Here is an 18112-nt window from a genome sequence, read left to right on the forward strand (position 1 = left end):
ATCTTAACCTACAATGTCAAAGAGCCGACAAAAATACCGACACTCGCATAACCTCCCTCTCGAGAAGCTTGGAGCATCTGGTTTTTTGCGACCGCTGCGTCCAGACCGTGTGGCCGTTCGCTGCGGTGACACCCCTCTAGGGCCAACGCACAAACCCGTCAAACACTATTTTACAGTTTTTGGTCGGTTTTCGGAAAAACGGCGCTTGAGGCCCCTCTGACGCTTGGCAGGGCGATATCAGCCTCACCGAGAGTGCAGCTGCTCCAGCGCTATCCCCGCAAGGTTCTGGGCTCGACCGATATAGCGGATGCGAAGGCGCTCGAATCCAACCGCTAACTCCTTAAACCTTGCCCGGTGCGCTTCGAGTTCTATCGAGCGGCACCGTGCCGTACCGTTGGCTTGGGTGACGACCAGCATGGAATCGCCGAGCAGCGTGATATCACGGTCGCCGTTTCGTGCTGCGATCTCCAATGCCTGGATCGCAGCCAGCCATTCGGCGTCGCTGTTACTCCCGTTACCAAGATCGTGCCGGTAGTGCGCGACCCCCTTCCGGACTACGGCGCATTCGATGAGGCCGGGGTTTGGCCGGCAACCGCCATCGAAGAACAGCTTGATCGACCGCCCATATGTCATCAGGCGTTGGCTCGCGTTTTTGCTGCCACCTCGTCAGACGCGCACCGCTTCCGGTGCGCCAGCGCTGCGCCAACAGCGATCAGACAAAGACCCGCGAACGGTGAGCCGCGACGGATCGACCTCAGACCGCCGAGCGCCAGAAGCGATGCTGGTAACCCCGCCTGCACGCCACTGAAATGGACTGCGGCCAAGACCCTGTCCGGCTCCTCGGGATGAACAACTGGCTTCGGGTCAATATCTGTTGCAACCGTATCCGCGACGGTCGCACCTCGCATTCCCATTGGTGTAGCCCCACCGGTCGTCGTGTCGCTCGTCGTCTGGTGCTCAAGTTCCGAATTCAGCTCTGCGCCGAGCAGGAAAACATAGGCCGAGAGCCACAGCCACGTGAGGAGCACGATGACCGCGCTCAGCGAGCCATAGGTCGCGCCGTAATTTCCAAAGCGCGAGACATAGACGCCGAACCCGATCGTCGCACCCAGCCATATAACCGTCGCAGCCAGAGATCCGGGCGTCAGCCACGCCCATTTGGCTTTGTGACGATTGGGGCCGAACCGATACAGGCACGCCGCTGCCGTAACGCCCAGCGAGGCGAGCACGCCGTAACTGACGAGGCGGATCGCCAGCAGCAGGATTTCCGGCGCGCCGGGTATCAGGCTGTCGAGGAGCGCAAACGCCGCGGTCGACAGGGCGGCAACCAACGCCAGCATTACCGCACCACCGGTGATCGCGAAGGCCAGCAGGTTCAACACGATGAACCCCCGCGTTTCCTTCTCTTCATAGGCGATGTTGAGCGCGGTGACGATCGACGAGGCACCCTTGGTGCCGCCGTATAACGCGATCCCCAGCGCGATGACGAGGCCGAAGCCCTTCTTGCCTTCCGACGTGCCGACGACGGTGGCGAGCTGATCGCCGATCACGCGGGCCGCATCATCGGGGAGGACGTTGAAAAGAGCACGGATGTTGGCGACGACGGTCGCGGTATCGGCAACCAGACCATAGATCAGGACGATCGACGCCAGCAACGGGACGATCGCCGCGAACCCGTAGAACGCGGTCCCCGCGGCGATAAGCCCGATATTATCGTCCGCGGCTTCGGCCCAGGTCCGTTTCAGGACCTTCCACCATTCGCCTGCAGACATGGACCAAGGGCTAGTGGCAGTGTTCGGCAAAGCGGTCGTATCGGCCAGAGTCTTGGTCCTCGGAAAACGGTGGTGACGCGAGGATCGCCCCGCATCAGCCCAACGCCGCGGGTCGGGAAACGTGCCGCATGTTCGTACGCATTCCTAGTCTAAAGCTCACGAAGCGCGCGTGCGGGGCGCGCGCCGAGAATTGGCCACGCGCCAATCAGTCCGATTGCCATCGTCAGCCCGGCGCCGCCGACCAGCGTCGCGAAGACCGTCGCGTAATCGGGCAGCCATTCGAACGTGAAGAGCTGGGTCACCACATACCACGCGCCGCCGAGCCCCAGCAGCAAGGCAAGCAGCGACAGCACGATGCTCAAAAACGCGTATTCGAGCGCCTGGACCGCGAGCACCTGCCGCCGCGTGGCGCCAAGCGTTCGCAGGATCACGCCGTCATAGGTGCGCGCCTCGCGTGCGGCGGCGATCGCACCGATCAGCACGGCGATACCGGCCAGGATCGCGACCGATGCCGCCGCGGTGATCGCCGTCGCCATCTGCGAGACGATCGCGCGAACCTGCCCCAGCACACCGCGCACCTCGATCACCGAGACCGACGGGAAGCGGGGCAGCAGCGCACGCATCACCCTCGCCTCCTGCCCGGGCGCGAGATCGATCGTCGCCGCGAGATTGTGCGGAGCGTCTTCGATCGCGTTTGGCGAGAAGACCATCACGAAGTTGAAGCCAAGCGTATCCCAGCTGATCCGCCGGAACGATGCGATCGTCGCGGTTCGCTCCACCCCGAGCAACGTGTAGCTGAGCGGATCGCCAATCTTCAGATCGAGCACCTTCGCCAGCCGCTCATCGATCGAGACTAGCGGCGGCCCATGATAGCTTCGCGGCCACCAACGACCGGCGGTCAGTTCGCTCCCTTCAGGAAGCGTCTCGGAATAGGTCAGCCCGCGCTCGCCACGCAGTGCCCAGGCGCCCTCGGGCAACGTCTTGAGATCCGCAACCCGCGTCGTGCCATAGCCGGTGATCGTGCCGCGCATCGCCGGCACCGTTCGGATCACCGGGTGGGTGGCGACGGCTTCGACGGCCCGGCGAAACTCGGCCTCGCGATCGGGTGGGACGTCGAGCGCGAACAACGCCGGCGCGCGCTGCGGCACAGTCCGCTCGATGTTCGCGTCGATGCTGGTGCGGATTCCGGCCAGCAGGACGAACAGCGTCAAGCCCAGACCGAGCGCGACAACCAACGTCCCGGTCCTTGCCCCTGGTCGGTACAGACCGGCGACCGCCAAGCGGAGTAACGGGCGCCGCGGTCGAGGCAGCAGCGCGGCGCCGCGACGGATGCTCCATCCGAACAGCGCCAGGATCGCAAGCACGCCCGCCACCGCCGCGAGGAAGCCGGCACTCAGACCGGGCTGTTCGGCGGTCAGCAGCGCAAGCGCGACGATCGCCGCACCGGCGCCGAGCACCCAGGGAAGTGTCCGGCGGAGTGGTACGCGCCGCTCACCGGGTAGCCCGCGCAGCAACCCGGCAGCAGGGATGCGCCCTGCCTTGATCAAGGGCGGTGCGGTAAAGGCCAGCGCGATCAGCATGCCGTACGCCGCGGCAAGCGCGAGCGGCGCGACCTGAACGGCGAACCGTGGCGCGACGGGCAGGACGTCGCCTGCGAGCCACACGATCAACGGCACGGTCACGATCCCGGCGACCAGCCCCGCGGCGATCCCCATCGCCGCGACCACCGCGACCTGCAGGATATAGATCCGCGCGATGATCCCCGAGGTGGCGCCAAGCACCTTCAGCGCGGCGATGCTGCTGCGGCGTGCGGTCAGGTAGGACGACACGCCGTTGCCGACGCCGATCCCGGCGATGACCAGCGCGGAGAGACCGACGAGCAGGAGGAACTGGCCCATCCGGTCGACGAAGCGCTCGGCGCCGGGTGCAGCGCGATCGCGCGTCTTGGTCTCCCAGCCGCCGGTCGCGAACGCTGTCTTGAAGCGGTCGGTGGCGGTTTGCGGCGACGCGCCGTCGGGCAACCGGATGCGGTATTTGCTTTCGTACAGACTACCGGGCTGGACGAGGCCGGTCCGTGTGATCCCCGCGAGCGAGACGATCGCGACCGGGCCGAGCGTAAAGCCCTCTCCCAGCCGGTCCGGCTCGCTCGTGACGATCCCACCGACGGTGAACGCTGCGGTGCCGAGCCTGACCTTGGCGCCGGGCGCTATCCCGAGGCGCTCCGCCAGCGCGGGCACGACGAGTACGGTCGTCGCGTCGAGCGGTCTTGCCGATCGGCCACCGCGCAAAGCCAGCGTGCCATAGAGCGGATAGACGGCATCGACACCCTTCAACTCGATCGGCACGCTATTGGTGCCGCGCACCGCCATCGCCTGCATCCGCACCGTCTCCGACACGGTCCCGAGCCGCGCCATCGCCACACGTTCGGCCGGCGTAGCGGCGCGCTGCGAGGCCGAGAATTCCACGTCTCCGCCAAGGATCGCGCTACCGCGGGAGGCGAGTTCGGTATCAATCGCCCGGGTCAGGCTGCCGATCGCGGCGAGCGCCCCGACGCCAAGGAACAGGCACGCGAGCAACAGCCGCAGCCCGCGAAACCGCAGGTCGAGTTCGCGCCGCGCAAGCCGCCACGCCAGCCGCCACTCGTTCACCGCAAGCGATCCGCGACGATACGCCCGTCGCCCAGCTCGACGATCCGGTCGCAGCGCGCCGCGAGCGCGGGATCGTGCGTGATCACGATCAGCGTCGCGCCGGTCGCGACACGGCGATCGAAAAGGAGGTCCATGATCGACGCGCCGGTCGCCGTGTCTAGATTGCCGGTCGGTTCGTCGGCGAACACGATGTCTGGGCGCGGTCCCAGTGCGCGGGCGATCGCGACGCGCTGCTGCTCGCCACCCGACAATTGCGTAGGGTAATGGCCGATACGGTGCGACAGTCCGACCGCGGTCAGTTCGGCCTCGGCGCGCGCGAACGCGTCGGGCATGCCGGCCAGCTCCATCGGCACCGCGACGTTTTCCAGCGCGGTCATCGTCGGCAGCAGATGAAAGGCCTGGAGAACGATACCGATCCGCCCGCGTCTCGCGCGCGACAACGCATCCTCGTCGAGCGCACCGAAATCGAGCCCCGCGACCCGCACGCTGCCGCCGCTCGCCTGTTCAAGTCCGGACAGGATCGCCATCAGCGACGACTTGCCCGATCCCGACGGTCCGAGCAGCGCGATGCTGGTCCCGCGTGCGATATCGAGGTCGATGCCCTTCAAGATCGTCGTCGCCGCGCTTGCTGCGCCAAGCGTCAGGGTGACATCGCGAATGGTGATCACCATGTCGTCTGCGGCGTCGTCTGCGGCATGATCGGGCACGGCGTCGTGCGCATTGTGAGTCATGGGTGGTTGGAGATCTTCAAATTGGAGCGAAATCGAAAAAGCAGGCGTCGGACACTGTATGGGGTCGGCGCGGTCCTTCTCCAAGCCGGGCTACTTGCCGGATGCGATCGAAGCGACACGACACCCGCCCCCTCACCTCCCACCAATGCCGTCGCGCCCGTCGTTGCAACGCCAGCGCCGAAAGGTCCGCCGAAGTTGATCCTCGCCTTCGGGGACAGCCTGTATGCGGGGTATGGGCTCGATCGCGGCCAGAGTCTGCCGGATGCGGTACAGGCACGGCTGCGGCGTGACGGGATCAATGCGACGATCGTCAACGCGGGCGTGTCGGGGGATACGAGCGCGGCGGGGCGTCAGCGGTTCGCGTTCGCGCTCGACAACATGGCGCGAAAGCCCGATCTCGTGCTGATCGGGCTGGGCGGGAACGACGTGCTGCGCCAGATCGCACCGGCCGAGACGCGGGCGAACATGACGGCGATGCTGGACGAGGCGAAGCGTCGCGGGATTCCGGTTATGCTCACCGGAATGATGGCGCCGCCCAATCTGGGACCCGACTTCGCCAATCAGTTCAACGCGATCTGGCCTGACTTGGCCAAGCGGTACGACGTTGCGCTCTATCCGTTTATTCTGGACGGGGTGATCGGCAATGCGCAGTTGATGCAGGGCGATCATGTTCATCCCAATTCGGGCGGGGTCGCCAAGATCGCGGCAAAGGTCACGCCGGTGGTAGAGACTGCGCTCGGAAAGTCCAGTTAACCCCTTCGCTTGAGCAGCGCCGTTCGCAGGCATTGGCAGACGATCTCGTCGCGCTGGTTGATCAGGCGGTGGGTGAAGGTGACGATGCCGGCCTCGGGTCGCGATCTGCTGGGCTTGAGGTCGGTCACCTCCGTCTCCGCACGCATCGTGTCGCCGATGAACACGGGCTTCGGGTGTACCAGCTTGTCGTAGCCGAGGTTCGCGACGAGCGTGCCGAGCGTCGTCTCGCCGACCGACAGCCCGACCATCAACGCGAAGGTGAAGGTGCCGTTGACGAGGATCCGGCCAAACTCACTCGCCTTCGCCGCCTCGATATCGAGGTGGAGCGGCTGCGGGTTGTGAGTCATTGTCGAGAACAGGAGGTTGTCCGTCTCGGTCACCGTGCGGCGGATCTCGTGCTCGATCCGGTCGCCGATGCTCCAGTCGTCGAAATAGCGGCCGGCCATTAGCTATCCTTCTCGATGCGGACGAGCATGGTGCCCTCGGTCACCTGCCCGCCCTCGATTGCGTTCAGATCCGCGACGATGCCGTCGAACGGCGCGGTGAGAGAATGCTCCATTTTCATCGCCTCGAGCGTGACGAGCTTCTGACCCTTAATGACGGTATCGCCGGCTGCAACGTCGACCGCGATGATGCGGCCGGGCATCGGCGACAGGATCGCACCGTCCGCTGCTCCGCCCGCGGCGACACCCGACGCACGCCACGGCTTGAGCTGCCAGGTCTGGCCGGCTTCGGAGATCAGGACGTCTTCGAACGCCGACGTCGCTCGGGCGTGTCCGTCGAGTTCGACCTCGACCGGTTCGCCGTCCAGCAGGAATGTTGCGGTACGGCGCGACGAGGCGTTCAGACGGAAACCCGAGATCGGATCAGCGGATACGAGCGCGCCGACGGCGTCGGCCAACGCCTCTTCGGTCGGGTGCGTCGGCGGCATGAGCGCGTCGCCTTCGCGGGCGATCAGACCGGTGTCGAGCGTGCCCGCCACGAAGTCGGGATGGTCGAGCGCCTCGACGAGGAACCCGGCGTTGGAGCGTACCGGCCAGACGACCGCGCCATCGAGCGCATACGCCAGGGCTTCGCGCGCGGTCTCGCGGTCTTCGCCCCAGGCGATGACCTTGGCGATCATCGGGTCGTAGAACGGCGAGATTTCAGCGCCCTGCTCTACCCCGGTATCGACGCGGGCGGTGCTGCCGAGGTCGAAGCGTTCGAGCGTTCCGATCGACGGCAGGAAACCCTTGGCGGGATCTTCCGCATATAAACGCGCTTCCATCGCCCAACCATCGATCGCCAGTTCGTCCTGACGCTTGGGCAAGGGCTCGCCGGATGCGACGCGGAGTTGCCATTCGACGAGGTCCTGGCCGGTGATCTCTTCGGTCACCGGGTGCTCGACCTGCAACCGCGTGTTCATTTCCATGAACCAGATGCGATCGGCGCGGAGGCCTTCGCTGGCGTCGGCGATGAACTCGATCGTGCCGGCGCCGACGTAATCGACCGCCTTGGCGGCCTTGACCGCGGCGGCGCAGATGGCGTCGCGGGTGGCGGCGTCCATGCCGGGTGCGGGCGCTTCCTCGATCACCTTCTGGTGGCGGCGCTGGAGCGAGCAGTCGCGTTCGAACAGATGGACGACGTTGCCGTGGCTGTCGCCGAAGACCTGCACCTCGATATGGCGCGGCGAGAGGATGTATTTCTCGATCAGCACGTCGGTGTTGCCGAACGATGACGCCGCCTCGCGCTGGCACGAGACGAGCGCGTCGGCGAACTCGGCGGCCGTATCGACGCGACGCATGCCCTTGCCGCCGCCGCCGGCAACCGCCTTGATGAGAACGGGGTAGCCGATCGCGTCGGCCTCCGCCTTTAGGCGTTCGGGAGACTGGTCCTCGCCGAGATAGCCCGGCGTGACGGGCACGCCGGCGGCGATCATGCGCTGTTTCGCGGCGTCCTTGAGGCCCATCGCGCGGATGCTGTCGGGGTTGGGACCGACCCAGATCAGCCCGGCGTCGAGCACGGCTTGGGCGAAGTCCGCGTTCTCCGAGAGGAAACCGTAGCCGGGATGGATCGCCTGCGCGCCTGTATCCTTCGCAGCGGCAATGATGCGGTCGCCGACGAGGTAGCTTTCGCGCGCCGGGGAGGCGCCGATGTGGACGGCTTCATCGGCCTGGCGGACGTGGAGCGCGTTCGCGTCGACATCCGAATAGACCGCGATCGTGCGGATGCCGAGCGCCCGCGCGGTGCGGATGATACGGCAGGCGATCTCGCCGCGATTGGCGATCAGGAGCGACTCGATCATCGATTCGCTCCGCGGAAGTGCACAAAGTGCAGACGCTCCAGCGATGTGCACATCGGGCTCGAAAGCCGCTCGAAGGCAGGATGATCGGCGGAAAGGATCGACTGTTTCGTCATGGTCATCCCGGCATAAGCCGATGCGGGCGGTGTAGGACAGGCCATGTCAGTTCGCGCAGCCGGTGGTGCGCTTCGACCAAGTGAGGTTGGCGATCTTCCAGCGCCCGGCTTCGCGGACCATGTCGAAATGGTCGGTGCCGCAATGCGCGACCTTGCCGTCGATCGTGAAGACGTAGGGCGACCAGACCATCGCGATGTCGCCGTCGATGTCGACCGCGGGGTCGGTCAGGCGTTCGGCGTAGCGTTCGGGGCCGGGTTTCAGCGCGGCGGCGAAGTCGGTCCAGCTCGTACGGCGGATGCTCCGCGTGCCGTCCGACTTTTCCTCGACCGCGGTGGCGCCGCCGTCGGATCGGACCTGGGCGAGGATAGCCTGCCCGTCGCGCGCGGCGAGCGCGGCGAAGAGAGCATCGATCGGGACCATGACGCCGGCCTCCTCGGTTGCGACGGCTGGCGGCAAGCCAGTGCCCTTGACGATCGGCTGGACCGGGGTGACCTGACCGGCGACGAGGAAAAGTGACAGCAGGATCATCGGGTTACATCCTGAACACGCCGAACGCGGGGCGTTCGGGGATGGGAGCGTTGAGCGTCGCGGCGAAGGCCAGGCCCAGCACGTCGCGCGTTTGAGCGGGATCGATGATGCCGTCGTCCCACAACCGCGCGGTGGCGTACCACGGGTTGCCCTCATCCTCGTATTTCTGGCGGACCGGCGCCTTGAAGGCTTCGGCCTGTTCGGGGGTCCAGCTTTCCGCGTCGCGGTGGACGGTGGCGAGGACGGAAGCCGCTTGCTCGCCGCCCATCACGCTGATCCGGCTGTTGGGCCAGGTGAACAGGAAGCGCGGCGAATAGGCGCGGCCGCACATGCCGTAATTACCCGCGCCGAAGCTGCCGCCGATCAGCACGGTGATCTTCGGGACGGTCGCGGTGGCGACGGCAGTGACGAGCTTTGCGCCGTGCTTGGCAATGCCCTCCGCCTCGTATTTGCCGCCGACCATGAAGCCGGAGATGTTCTGGAGGAACAGCAGCGGGATGCGGCGCTGGCAGGCGAGTTCGATGAAATGTGCGCCCTTCTGTGCGCTTTCGCTGAACAGTACGCCGTTATTGGCGAGGATCGCGATCGGGATGCCCCAGATATGCGCGAACCCGCAGACGAGGCTGGTGCCGTAGAGCGCCTTGAACTCGTGGAACTCGCTGCCGTCGACGAGGCGCGCGATGACTTCGTGGACGTCGTAGGGTGCGCGGACGTCGCTGGGGACGATGCCGTACAGCTCTTCCGGCGCGAACTTCGGCGGCTTGGGCTGCTGGAGGTTTACCGCGGTCTGCGCCTGCGGTTGCAGCGTCGAGACGATGTCGCGGACGATCGTCAGCGCGTGTTCGTCGTTCTCGGCGACGTGATCGACCACGCCCGAGCGGCGGCCGTGCGTGTCGGCGCCGCCCAGTTCCTCGGCTGAGATGACTTCGCCGGTCGCGGCCTTCACCAGAGGCGGGCCGGCGAGGAAGATCGTCCCCTGCCCGCGGACGATGATCGTCTCGTCGGACATCGCGGGGACATATGCGCCGCCCGCGGTGCAGCTGCCCATGACGCAGGCGATCTGCGGGATGCCGAGCGCGGACATGGTGGCCTGGTTGAAGAAGATCCGACCGAAATGATCGCGGTCGGGGAAGACCTCCGCCTGGTGCGGCAGGTTCGCGCCGCCGCTGTCGACGAGGTAGATGCAGGGGAGCCGGTTTTCCTGAGCGATTTCCTGGGCTCGCAGGTGTTTCTTGACGGTCAGCGGGAAATAGGTGCCGCCCTTCACCGTCGCATCGTTGCACAGGATCATGCACTGGCGACCCGACACGCGGCCGATCCCGGCGATCACGCCGGCGCCGGGGACCTCATCGTCATAGAGGCCGTTCGCGACGAGCTGGCCTATTTCGAGGAACGGCGAACCGGGGTCGAGCAGACGTTCGACGCGGTCGCGCGGAAGGAGCTTGCCGCGGGCCGTGTGGCGCTCGCGGGACTTGGCGTTGCCGCCTAGCCCGGTGCGGGCGACGTCCTCGCGGAGGGTTTCGGCGAGTGCGCGGTTGTGCGTGGCGTTCGCGCGGAAGGTCTCGCTGTCGGGGGACAGCGCGGAGGTCAGGACGGGCGCGGTCATGCCAATCCTCCCCGGCAGGGGGAGGGGGACCGTTCGTCCGCTTGGGCGAAGGGTGGAGGGGGGCTTCCGCCGACGTTGCGTGTGGGGTGAGCCCCCTCCACCGCTACGCGGTCCCCCTCCACCGCTACGCGGTCCCCCTCCCCGTTTCGGGGAGGATTGGCGGGGGCCATTACTGCGCTACCTTGGGAGCGGCACCGATCAGTTCTCTGCCGATCAACATCCGCCGAATCTCGTTCGTCCCGGCGCCGATGTCGAGCAACTTCGCGTCGCGCATGAACCGTTCGACCGGCCAGTCCTTGGTATACCCGGCCCCGCCGAGCGCCTGGATCGATTCGAGCGACACCTTCACCGCGCTCTCGCTCGCCAGCAGGATCGCGCCCGCCGCGTCGAACCGAGTCGTCTTGCCGGCATCGCACGACTTCGCCACCGCATAGACGTACGCACGCGCCGAACTCAGCGCGACATACATGTCGGCAACCTTCGCCTGGATCAGCTGGAACTGGCCGATCGGCGTGCCGAACTGCTTCCGCTCACGGACGTACGGGATCACGACGTCGAGGCACGCCTGCATGATGCCGAGCTGGATACCCGCGAGCACCGCGCGCTCGTAGTCGAGGCCCGACATCAAGACGCCGACGCCGCCGTTCTCGGGGCCCATGACGTTCTCGAACGGTACTTCGCAATCTGTGAAGACGAGTTCCGCCGTGGGAGAACCACGCATACCCATCTTGTCGATCTTCTGGCCGATCGCGAAGCCCGGCATGTCCTTCTCGATCAGGAACGCGGTGATCCCGCGCGAGCCTTCGCCGGTCTTCGCATAGACGACCAAAGTGTCGGCATAGGCCGCGTTGGTGATCCAGAACTTCGTGCCGTTGAGGACGTAGCCCGCGTCGGTCTTGACCGCTTTCAGCTTCATCGAGACGACGTCGGAGCCCGCCCCCGCCTCGGACATGGCGAGGCTGCCGACATGCTCGCCCGACACGAGCTTGGGGAGATACTTGGCCTTCTGCTCGGGATTGCCCCAGCGGCGGATCTGGTTGACGCACAGGTTCGAGTGCGCGCCGTAGCTGAGCCCGATCGACGCGGACGCGCGCGAGACTTCCTCGACCGCAACGACGTGTTCGAGATAGCCCAGGCCGAGTCCGCCATATTCTTCCTCGACGGTGATACCGTGCAGGCCGAGTTCGCCCATCGCCGGCCAGAGTTCGCGCGGGAACCAGTCGTCCGCATCGATCTTCGCCGCCAGCGGAGCGATCTTGTCCGCGGCGAACCGCTGCGTGGACTCGCGGATCATGTCCGCAGATTCGCCCAGCGCGAAATCGAAATCGTTCAGCATGCCATCTCCGTGTCGCCTCGCTTGCCGAGGCTGTTGCGCGGCGACTAGCACAGCGCTTCCTCGTGCGAAACCAGCGGTGAAACGGTCATCCCCCCTTCCCGCTGGGCGATGTTCGTGCGAACGATATTTGCTCATGGGGTGTGGACGTAAGGCACGAAGATGCAATTGAGCGGTTTGATCGCGCGGCTGGGTCGACATCTCGACCTGACCGAAGCGGAGCGGGACGCGATCCTGCAGGCGGAAAAGGGCGAGCGACGCCTGAAAGCGGGCGACGTGCTGATGGCGGAGGGTGGCGAAAGCCATGCGCTGTACGTCGTGCGCCAGGGCTGGCTGCATTCGTCGACCAAGCTGATCACCGGCGGGCGGCAGATCCTGCGGTTTCATTATGCGGGCGACCTGATCGGGACGTCGAGCATGGCGTGGTCGCAGGCGGCGGCGACACTGACCGCGATCTCCGACTGTATCGTCATCGAGATGCCGAAGAATGCCCTTGGCCAGCTGTTCCGCGCGCAACCGCGGATCGCCGGGCTGCTCTACGCGATCGCCGCGGCCGAGAACGTCGCGATGAGCGACCGGCTGACGACGATCGGCCGGATGGGGGCGAGCGAGCGGCTGTCGACGCTGCTGCTCGATATCATGGCGCGGCTGCGGGTGACCGCGGGCGGGATCGTCGACTCGTTCGACCTGCCGCTCACGCAGACCGATATCGGCGATGCGCTCGGGCTGACCAAGGTACACGTCAACCGGACGATCCGCGCGCTGGAGAAGTCCGGCGTGATCGAGCGGACCGGACGGCGGGTCAAGATCGTCGACGAGAAAGCGCTCGTCGCGGCGACCGGGTTCGTCGATCGCTACGGCGAGATCGAGACGGCGTGGTTGCCCGCCGCCGCGTGAAATTCAGGTGCGATCGACCACGAACAGCGTAACGCGGTCGTACTTGATGTCGCCGGGATTGAAGATCGCATCGGGGACGAACGGGCGATCGATGACCTCGATGTCCTTCAACCCGGCGAGCTTGAACGTCCCGAGCTTGATCTCCTTGGGCGGCTGACCGTCGCGCTCGAGCGTGATCGCATCGACGAACACGTCGTCATGCTTGGTATAGAGGATGTGCGGGGCGAGCGTGCAGACCATCCGGTTATACGTCGCGGTAATGCACTGGCGCAGCGCGATCGCCTGCAACAGCAGAGCGTTCGCGTTGGCGGGCGAGGACTGGTCGGGGGTCGAGGTCATGTTGTGCATCGCAGCATAAGTTGGGGGATCGGAGCCGTTAGGCCGAACGCGGCGCTCGCGACAAGGCCTAACTTGCCGCAAGCGCCGGTTTAGCCTGCGGCGTCGACCTCGTCGGTGTGAACGTCGAAGCCGACCAGACGTGCCGGGCCGAAGCTGGTGGTCAGCGCGGTATCGGTCGCGTCCCTCCCCCGCGCCATCAGGATCCGGCCGATCCGGGGACGGTTGTGGCGCGCGTCGAGCGTGTGCCAGGTGCCACCGAGATACACGTCGAACCATGCGGAGAAGTCCATCGGCGCGTCGACCGGCGGGATGCCGATATCGCCCAGGTAGCCGGTGCAGTAGCGCGCCGGGATGTTCATGCAGCGGCACAGGGTGATCGCGAGGTGCGCAAAGTCGCGGCACACGCCCTGGCGCTCCTGATACACGTCCCACGCGGTCTTGGTCGGGCGCGCGAAGTGATAGCCGAACTCGACATGGTCGTGCGCGAAATCGACGATCGCCTGGACCCGCTCCCAGCCCGCGGGGACGTGCCCGAACAGCGACCACGCGGTCTCGGAGAGCCGGTCGGTCTCGCAGTATCGGCTGCCGAGCAGGTAGATGAGGACGTCGTCGGGCAAATCCTCGACCGCGTGCTGGACCGCGTCGGGGGAGACGGGGTCCGGCAGGCCGCTATCCTCGATCGTGAAGTCGCACGACAGCGTCAGGCCGCCCTTGGGGACGGTGAAGCGCGAGCAGACGTTGCCGAACGCATCGAGATAATCATAGGTCGGCACGTCCGGATCGGCCGCGAGCCGATGCGGCGTCACCAGATCCTTGTTGCGCGAAGGGTGCAGGCTCAGCATCGCCATCATCGGCGTCGCCACATCGGTCTCGAAACGAATGTCGTAGCCAGCTCTGATCAGCATCGATGCCCCCCTTGGATGCCCTGGTGTCATGCGGATTGCGATGATGGATGCTGGTGACGCGCGACCTCCGCGTCCTCGTCGACGGTGATGTCGACCGACACGCTCATGTCGAGAAAGCTGCCGGGAAAGCCGCTCCAGGTCCCCGAGACCGGCACCGCCTGATAGATGTCGCGCGCGATCGCGACGCGGACGAGCCCGCGATTGCCGACTATGCCGTTGGTCGGATCGAACTCGACCCAGCCCGAGCCAGGCAAATACACGCGGACCCAGGCGTGCGTGTTGCCGCCACCGGTGCGATGCTCCCGACGTGTAGGATTGTAGACATAGCCCGACACGAACCGCGCCGCGAAGCCGAGCGCGCGGACCGCCTCGATCATCAGCATCGCATAGTCGCGGCAGGTGCCTTTGCGCGTCGTCAGAGTCTCGATCGGCGACTGCGTGCCCTTCTCCGGGCGCTGGACGTAGGTGAATTCGCGTTTGATCGCGGCGGTCATCTCCGACAGCATCGCCAGCGTATCGGTCTTCCCGCCGGTCCCGACGAAGCGCCGCGCCCAGCTGTCGATCTGGCGTTGCGGGTCATGATGCTGGCGCTCGATCGAGCGCAGCAGGTCGGGCATTTCCTCCGACGAATAGGTAAACGGATACTGCCGCGCATAGCGTTCGATATCGACCCGCTGCAGTTCGGCCGGGCTGTGGTCGAGGCGGACGGTGCTGTCGATCACGAGGTCCTTCGCACGCTTGGCGAAAGTGGCGATCGCGACCGAATTGCCAAACACGTCGTGCAGCCAGCGCACGTCGGAAGGTTCAGGCGTGATCGTCAGCGTCGCGTCGATCAGGTGCTGATCGTAGCTTTCGCGCGGTCGGACCATGATCCGGTGCTCGCCGAACGCAACCGGTTGGCGATACGAGTATTTGGTTACATGAGAGAGCGTTAGAGATGGCATCGAGGATCCACGTCGCATGAACAGCACTGCCAGCCAAACGCTGCTTAGGACCGAAGATGCCGCACCGGTCGTCGTGGTCAACCCCAAAGGTGCGTCATCGTTCCTGTTGATCGGCGATCACGCGGGAAATGCGGTGCCGAAGCGGTTGAATGCGCTGGGCCTGAGCGATGTAGATCTGGCGCGGCATATCGGCTGGGACATCGGCATCGGCGACCTCGGTGCGATGTTGGCGGAGAAACTCGATGCGGTGTTCGTGCGCCAGACCTATTCGCGGCTCGTGATCGACTGCAACCGCAGCGAGACCCAGCCGGATCTGATCACGGACATCAGCGATGCGACGATCGTCCCGGGCAATGCCGGCCTGCGCGCCGTGGACCGTGCGGCTCGGCTGGCGGAGATCCATGCGCCGTATCAGGCGGCGATCGCGGCCGAGCTGGCGCGGCGCGATGCGGCGGGGATGCGGACCATCCTCGTCGCGCTCCACAGCTTCACGCCCGCGATGCGTGGTGCGCTGCGCGATCAGGCGCGGCCCTGGCAGATCGGTATCCTCCACGACGGCGGCGACACGGGTTTTGCACACGCGCTGCTCGATGTGTTGCGGACCGAGCCCGATCTGACGGTGGGCGACAACGAGCCGTACCGCATGGACCTGATCGATTACACCGTCCCACGCCACGCCTATCCGGGACGACGGCCTTATGCGGAGATCGAGATCCGGCAGGACCTGCTCGGCTCGACCGACGGCTGCGCGGCATGGGCGGATCGGCTGGCGCGGTTGCTGCCGGTCGCCGCCGACGCGAGTGCGGGGACTCGACATCCCGCAGGTGTGACTGGCGTTCGCTGAACGAACCAGCGACGATCTAAAAAAGGGGGGAGGAACGCCCCCACCCCGTCATCCTGACGTTTGTCAGTATGACCTCAGCGCGAGCTCTCCCAGCTTCCAAGGCCGATCCGTGTTGCATTGCGGTAACAGCCAGTCAACGATGTGCCGACCTCACCCAATTCAAACTTGATATGATGTATCATATAGTTTTAATCGTCGGTTCATTCGGGGACGACACGGGGAAATTTAATGAAGACGATGCTGTTCGGCGCCACCGCCCTGGCCGCCCTCCTGGCCGCACAGGCGCACGCGCAGACGACCGCCGCGGATCCTGCGACGCCCGCCCCCGCCCCGGCATCGGTCGGATCGACCAATCAGCGCGACATCATCGTCACCGCGCCGATCCAGACCAGTGAGCGCGACGTCTTGCAGGGCACCACCGTCCTGACCGGCCAGGAACTCACCCGCCAGCTGCGCCCGTCGATCGGCGAGACCCTCGCGCGCCAGCCCGGCGTATCGGCATCGTCGTTCGGCCCGAGCGCCTCGCGTCCGATCCTGCGCGGCTTCCAGGGTGACCGCATCCGCGTGCTGACCGACGGGATCGGCTCGATCGACGTGTCGAATACCTCGGTCGACCACGCCGTCATCATCGATCCGCTGCTCGCCGAGCGTATCGAGATCCTCCGCGGCCCCAGCGCGCTGCTGTACGGCACGTCGGCGGTCGGCGGCGTCGTCAACGTCATCGACACGCGCATCCCGCGCACGGTCCCCGAGAACGGCTACCGCGTGAACGGCATCGCCAACTATGGTTCGGCCGCCAACGAGCGCTCGGGCGGGATGGCGGGCGACGTCGCGGTCGGCTCGCATCTCGTGCTCCACGCCGATGGCTCGTACCTCAAGTCAGGCGACCTGCGCACCGGCGGCTACATCCTCTCGCGCGACGCCCGCGCGCAGGCATTGGCGACGGCGGCCACCACACCCGTTGATCCGAACGACGCCGAGTCCATCGACTATGCCGCATCGGCGCGGTTGAAGGGCAAGCTGCCCAACACGCAGGCCGAGACCTGGACCGCGGGCGCCGGCGCGTCGATCATCACCGACACTGGCAATCTCGGCATCTCGTACAGCCATTACGACAGCCTGTACGGCGTACCGATCCGCTACGCCACGCAACCCGGCCAGGAACAGGAAGCCCCGCGGCTCGACGTCGTCCAGAACCGCGTCGACCTGCGCGGCGAGATCGATACCGGCGGCGACGTCATCAGCAAGATCCGCATCCGCGCGGGGCAGGCGAGCTATCGCCATTTCGAGCTCGAGGAGGACAACTCCGTCGGCACCGCCTTCTACAACAAGGGTCTCGAAGGACGCCTGGAGGTCATCCAGGCGAACCGCGGCGGCTGGCAGGGCGCGTCGGGCGTGCAGTTCTACAACCGCATCTTCAACGTGGTCGGCGACGAGGCTTTCCTGCCGAAGAACGAGACCAACCAGACCGGCCTCTTCACGCTTCAGCAGTATGATTCGGGCAAGTTCCGCGCCGAGGGCGGCGTCCGCTACGAGATCACCGATCTCGCTGCGCGCACGCCCGAGGACGATCTGCGCTTCTTCCGTGGCAGCCAGAGCTATCATTCGGTTTCGGGTTCGCTCGGTGCCTCCTACGCGCTGACCGACAGCATTCGCGTTGGCCTGAACGGCTCGCGGACCGAGCGTGCGCCATCTGCCGAAGAACTGTTCGCGAACGGTGCGCATGCCGGCACGCAGGCGTATGAACTGGGCAATCCGAACTTCCGGTTGGAGAAGTCGTGGGGCCTAGAAGGCACGCTGCACGCGCATGGCGACGGATTCAGCTTCGACGCGTCGGCCTATTACAACTGGTTCTCGAACTACATCTCGGAGAACCAGGTCGCGTCGACGGTCTGCCAGGCGGCCGCCGATCCTTCGGGCCGGACCGTCGACCTGCCGTGCTTCCAGTATCAGCAGGCCGACGCGCGCTATTACGGGTTCGAGGCGGATGCGTCGGTGAAGGTCGCGCAGATCGGCGGCTATGCGGTCAACGCCGACGTGCTGGGCGACTACGTCCATGCCAACATCGTCGACCAGGGCCCCGTCCCGCGCATCCCGCCGATGCGCGTGCTGGGCGGGATCGAGGCGCAGGGCGACCGGATCAACGGCCGCGTCGAGGTCGAGCACGTATTCGACCAGAACCGCATCGCCGCGTTCGAGACGAAGACCAACGCGTACACGATGGTCAACGCCTCGATCGGCCTCAGCCCGTTCGGCAAGGAGTCGAAGACGACGTTGCTGTTGAGCGCGAACAATCTGTTCGACGTGAACGCCCGCCGCGCGACGAGCTTCCTCAAGGATTTCGCGCCGCTCGCAGGCCGCGATTTCCGCGCGACGCTGCGCTTCGGGTTGTAAGGCCCAGACCCTCGCGGTCG

The 18112-nt window shown here is 66.0% G+C and carries 16 protein-coding genes; 4 read left to right on the forward strand and 12 right to left on the reverse strand.

What is annotated here, in order from left to right:
- Positions 1 to 243: 243 nt before the first annotated feature.
- The 4 genes from C8J44_RS06450 to C8J44_RS06465 all read right to left on the reverse strand — a co-directional run bounded on the left by C8J44_RS06450 (position 244) and on the right by C8J44_RS06465 (position 5091).
- Positions 244 to 633, reverse strand: a complete 390-nt coding sequence (locus C8J44_RS06450; RefSeq protein ID WP_121903895.1) for a reverse transcriptase-like protein — start codon at positions 631 to 633, stop codon at positions 244 to 246.
- Positions 633 to 1772, reverse strand: coding sequence for a YihY/virulence factor BrkB family protein (locus C8J44_RS06455; RefSeq protein WP_121903896.1), 1140 nt, complete (start codon positions 1770 to 1772; stop codon positions 633 to 635). Before C8J44_RS06455 ends, C8J44_RS06450 begins: the two co-directional genes overlap by 1 nt.
- Before the next feature lie 149 nt (positions 1773 to 1921).
- Positions 1922 to 4420 carry an ABC transporter permease gene (locus C8J44_RS06460; protein WP_183128729.1) on the reverse strand — a complete coding sequence of 833 codons (2499 nt, stop codon included), beginning with the start codon at positions 4418 to 4420 and terminating at the stop codon, positions 1922 to 1924.
- Positions 4417 to 5091 carry an ABC transporter ATP-binding protein gene (locus C8J44_RS06465; RefSeq protein ID WP_121904608.1) on the reverse strand — a complete coding sequence of 225 codons (675 nt, stop codon included), beginning with the start codon at positions 5089 to 5091 and terminating at the stop codon, positions 4417 to 4419. Before C8J44_RS06465 ends, C8J44_RS06460 begins: the two co-directional genes overlap by 4 nt.
- Before the next feature lie 255 nt (positions 5092 to 5346).
- Between C8J44_RS06465 and C8J44_RS06470 the strand changes: the two genes are divergently transcribed.
- Positions 5347 to 5904, forward strand: coding sequence for an arylesterase (locus C8J44_RS06470; protein WP_259466749.1), 558 nt, complete (start codon positions 5347 to 5349; stop codon positions 5902 to 5904).
- On the opposite strand, the gene C8J44_RS06475 is transcribed toward C8J44_RS06470, so the two are convergent.
- From C8J44_RS06475 to C8J44_RS06495, 5 genes are all read right to left on the reverse strand, one after another.
- On the reverse strand, positions 5901 to 6350 hold the full coding sequence (locus tag C8J44_RS06475) for a MaoC family dehydratase (protein WP_121903899.1): 450 nt from the start codon (positions 6348 to 6350) through the stop codon (positions 5901 to 5903). The genes C8J44_RS06470 and C8J44_RS06475 overlap by 4 nt on opposite strands.
- Positions 6350 to 8188: an acetyl/propionyl/methylcrotonyl-CoA carboxylase subunit alpha gene (locus tag C8J44_RS06480; protein WP_121903900.1), complete on the reverse strand. Its 1839-nt coding sequence runs from the start codon at positions 8186 to 8188 to the stop codon at positions 6350 to 6352. Before C8J44_RS06480 ends, C8J44_RS06475 begins: the two co-directional genes overlap by 1 nt.
- 159 nt (positions 8189 to 8347) lie before the next feature.
- A complete protein-coding gene (locus C8J44_RS06485; protein ID WP_121903901.1) occupies positions 8348 to 8830 on the reverse strand; it encodes a hypothetical protein in 483 nt (160 codons plus the stop codon).
- 4 nt (positions 8831 to 8834) lie between these two features.
- Positions 8835 to 10436 (reverse strand): carboxyl transferase domain-containing protein, encoded by a 1602-nt coding sequence (locus C8J44_RS06490; protein WP_121903902.1) that lies wholly within the window; start codon positions 10434 to 10436, stop codon positions 8835 to 8837.
- A gap of 169 nt (positions 10437 to 10605) precedes the next feature.
- Positions 10606 to 11772, reverse strand: a complete 1167-nt coding sequence (locus C8J44_RS06495; RefSeq protein ID WP_121903903.1) for an isovaleryl-CoA dehydrogenase — start codon at positions 11770 to 11772, stop codon at positions 10606 to 10608.
- 165 nt (positions 11773 to 11937) lie between these two features.
- Here C8J44_RS06495 and C8J44_RS06500 point away from each other — a divergent pair, with 165 nt between their 5' ends.
- Positions 11938 to 12666: a Crp/Fnr family transcriptional regulator gene (locus C8J44_RS06500; RefSeq protein ID WP_162237258.1), complete on the forward strand. Its 729-nt coding sequence runs from the start codon at positions 11938 to 11940 to the stop codon at positions 12664 to 12666.
- 3 nt (positions 12667 to 12669) lie between these two features.
- On the opposite strand, the gene C8J44_RS06505 is transcribed toward C8J44_RS06500, so the two are convergent.
- The 3 genes from C8J44_RS06505 to C8J44_RS06515 form a co-directional block, all read right to left on the reverse strand.
- On the reverse strand, positions 12670 to 13014 hold the full coding sequence (locus tag C8J44_RS06505) for a hypothetical protein (RefSeq protein ID WP_404969189.1): 345 nt from the start codon (positions 13012 to 13014) through the stop codon (positions 12670 to 12672).
- Positions 13015 to 13094: 80 nt separating this feature from the next.
- Entirely contained in the window at positions 13095 to 13910 is an 816-nt protein-coding gene (locus tag C8J44_RS06510; protein ID WP_121903904.1) for a transglutaminase family protein, read from the reverse strand.
- A gap of 26 nt (positions 13911 to 13936) precedes the next feature.
- Positions 13937 to 14854 (reverse strand): transglutaminase family protein, encoded by a 918-nt coding sequence (locus C8J44_RS06515; protein ID WP_056050597.1) that lies wholly within the window; start codon positions 14852 to 14854, stop codon positions 13937 to 13939.
- 16 nt (positions 14855 to 14870) lie between these two features.
- Between C8J44_RS06515 and C8J44_RS06520 the strand changes: the two genes are divergently transcribed.
- Together C8J44_RS06520 and C8J44_RS06525 are read left to right on the forward strand one after the other, a co-directional pair.
- Positions 14871 to 15698 carry an N-formylglutamate amidohydrolase gene (locus C8J44_RS06520; RefSeq protein ID WP_121903905.1) on the forward strand — a complete coding sequence of 276 codons (828 nt, stop codon included), beginning with the start codon at positions 14871 to 14873 and terminating at the stop codon, positions 15696 to 15698.
- A 228-nt stretch (positions 15699 to 15926) separates the two neighbouring features.
- Complete coding sequence (locus C8J44_RS06525; protein WP_121903906.1) at positions 15927 to 18092, forward strand: TonB-dependent receptor; 2166 nt, start codon at positions 15927 to 15929, stop codon at positions 18090 to 18092.
- Positions 18093 to 18112 lie beyond the last annotated feature (20 nt).

The organism is Sphingomonas sp. PP-CE-3A-406 (genome assembly GCF_003688625.1).
Lineage (GTDB): Bacteria > Pseudomonadota > Alphaproteobacteria > Sphingomonadales > Sphingomonadaceae > Sphingomonas.

Excerpts from the sequence above, each read along its gene's own strand:
- C8J44_RS06475 (WP_121903899.1), bottom strand. The coding sequence starts at position 6,350 with ATGGCCGGCCGCTATTTCGACGACTGGAGCATCGGCGACCGGATCGAG.
- C8J44_RS06450 (WP_121903895.1), bottom strand. The coding sequence starts at position 633 with ATGACATATGGGCGGTCGATCAAGCTGTTCTTCGATGGCGGTTGCCGG.
- C8J44_RS06505 (WP_404969189.1), bottom strand. The coding sequence starts at position 13,014 with ATGCACAACATGACCTCGACCCCCGACCAGTCCTCGCCCGCCAACGCG.
- C8J44_RS06520 (WP_121903905.1), top strand. The coding sequence starts at position 14,871 with ATGAACAGCACTGCCAGCCAAACGCTGCTTAGGACCGAAGATGCCGCA.
- C8J44_RS06465 (WP_121904608.1), bottom strand. The coding sequence starts at position 5,091 with ATGGTGATCACCATTCGCGATGTCACCCTGACGCTTGGCGCAGCAAGC.
- C8J44_RS06455 (WP_121903896.1), bottom strand. The coding sequence starts at position 1,772 with ATGTCTGCAGGCGAATGGTGGAAGGTCCTGAAACGGACCTGGGCCGAA.
- C8J44_RS06495 (WP_121903903.1), bottom strand. The coding sequence starts at position 11,772 with ATGCTGAACGATTTCGATTTCGCGCTGGGCGAATCTGCGGACATGATC.
- C8J44_RS06510 (WP_121903904.1), bottom strand. The coding sequence starts at position 13,910 with ATGCTGATCAGAGCTGGCTACGACATTCGTTTCGAGACCGATGTGGCG.
- C8J44_RS06525 (WP_121903906.1), top strand. The coding sequence starts at position 15,927 with ATGAAGACGATGCTGTTCGGCGCCACCGCCCTGGCCGCCCTCCTGGCC.
- C8J44_RS06490 (WP_121903902.1), bottom strand. The coding sequence starts at position 10,436 with ATGACCGCGCCCGTCCTGACCTCCGCGCTGTCCCCCGACAGCGAGACC.
- C8J44_RS06480 (WP_121903900.1), bottom strand. The coding sequence starts at position 8,188 with ATGATCGAGTCGCTCCTGATCGCCAATCGCGGCGAGATCGCCTGCCGT.
- C8J44_RS06515 (WP_056050597.1), bottom strand. The coding sequence starts at position 14,854 with ATGCCATCTCTAACGCTCTCTCATGTAACCAAATACTCGTATCGCCAA.
- C8J44_RS06485 (WP_121903901.1), bottom strand. The coding sequence starts at position 8,830 with ATGATCCTGCTGTCACTTTTCCTCGTCGCCGGTCAGGTCACCCCGGTC.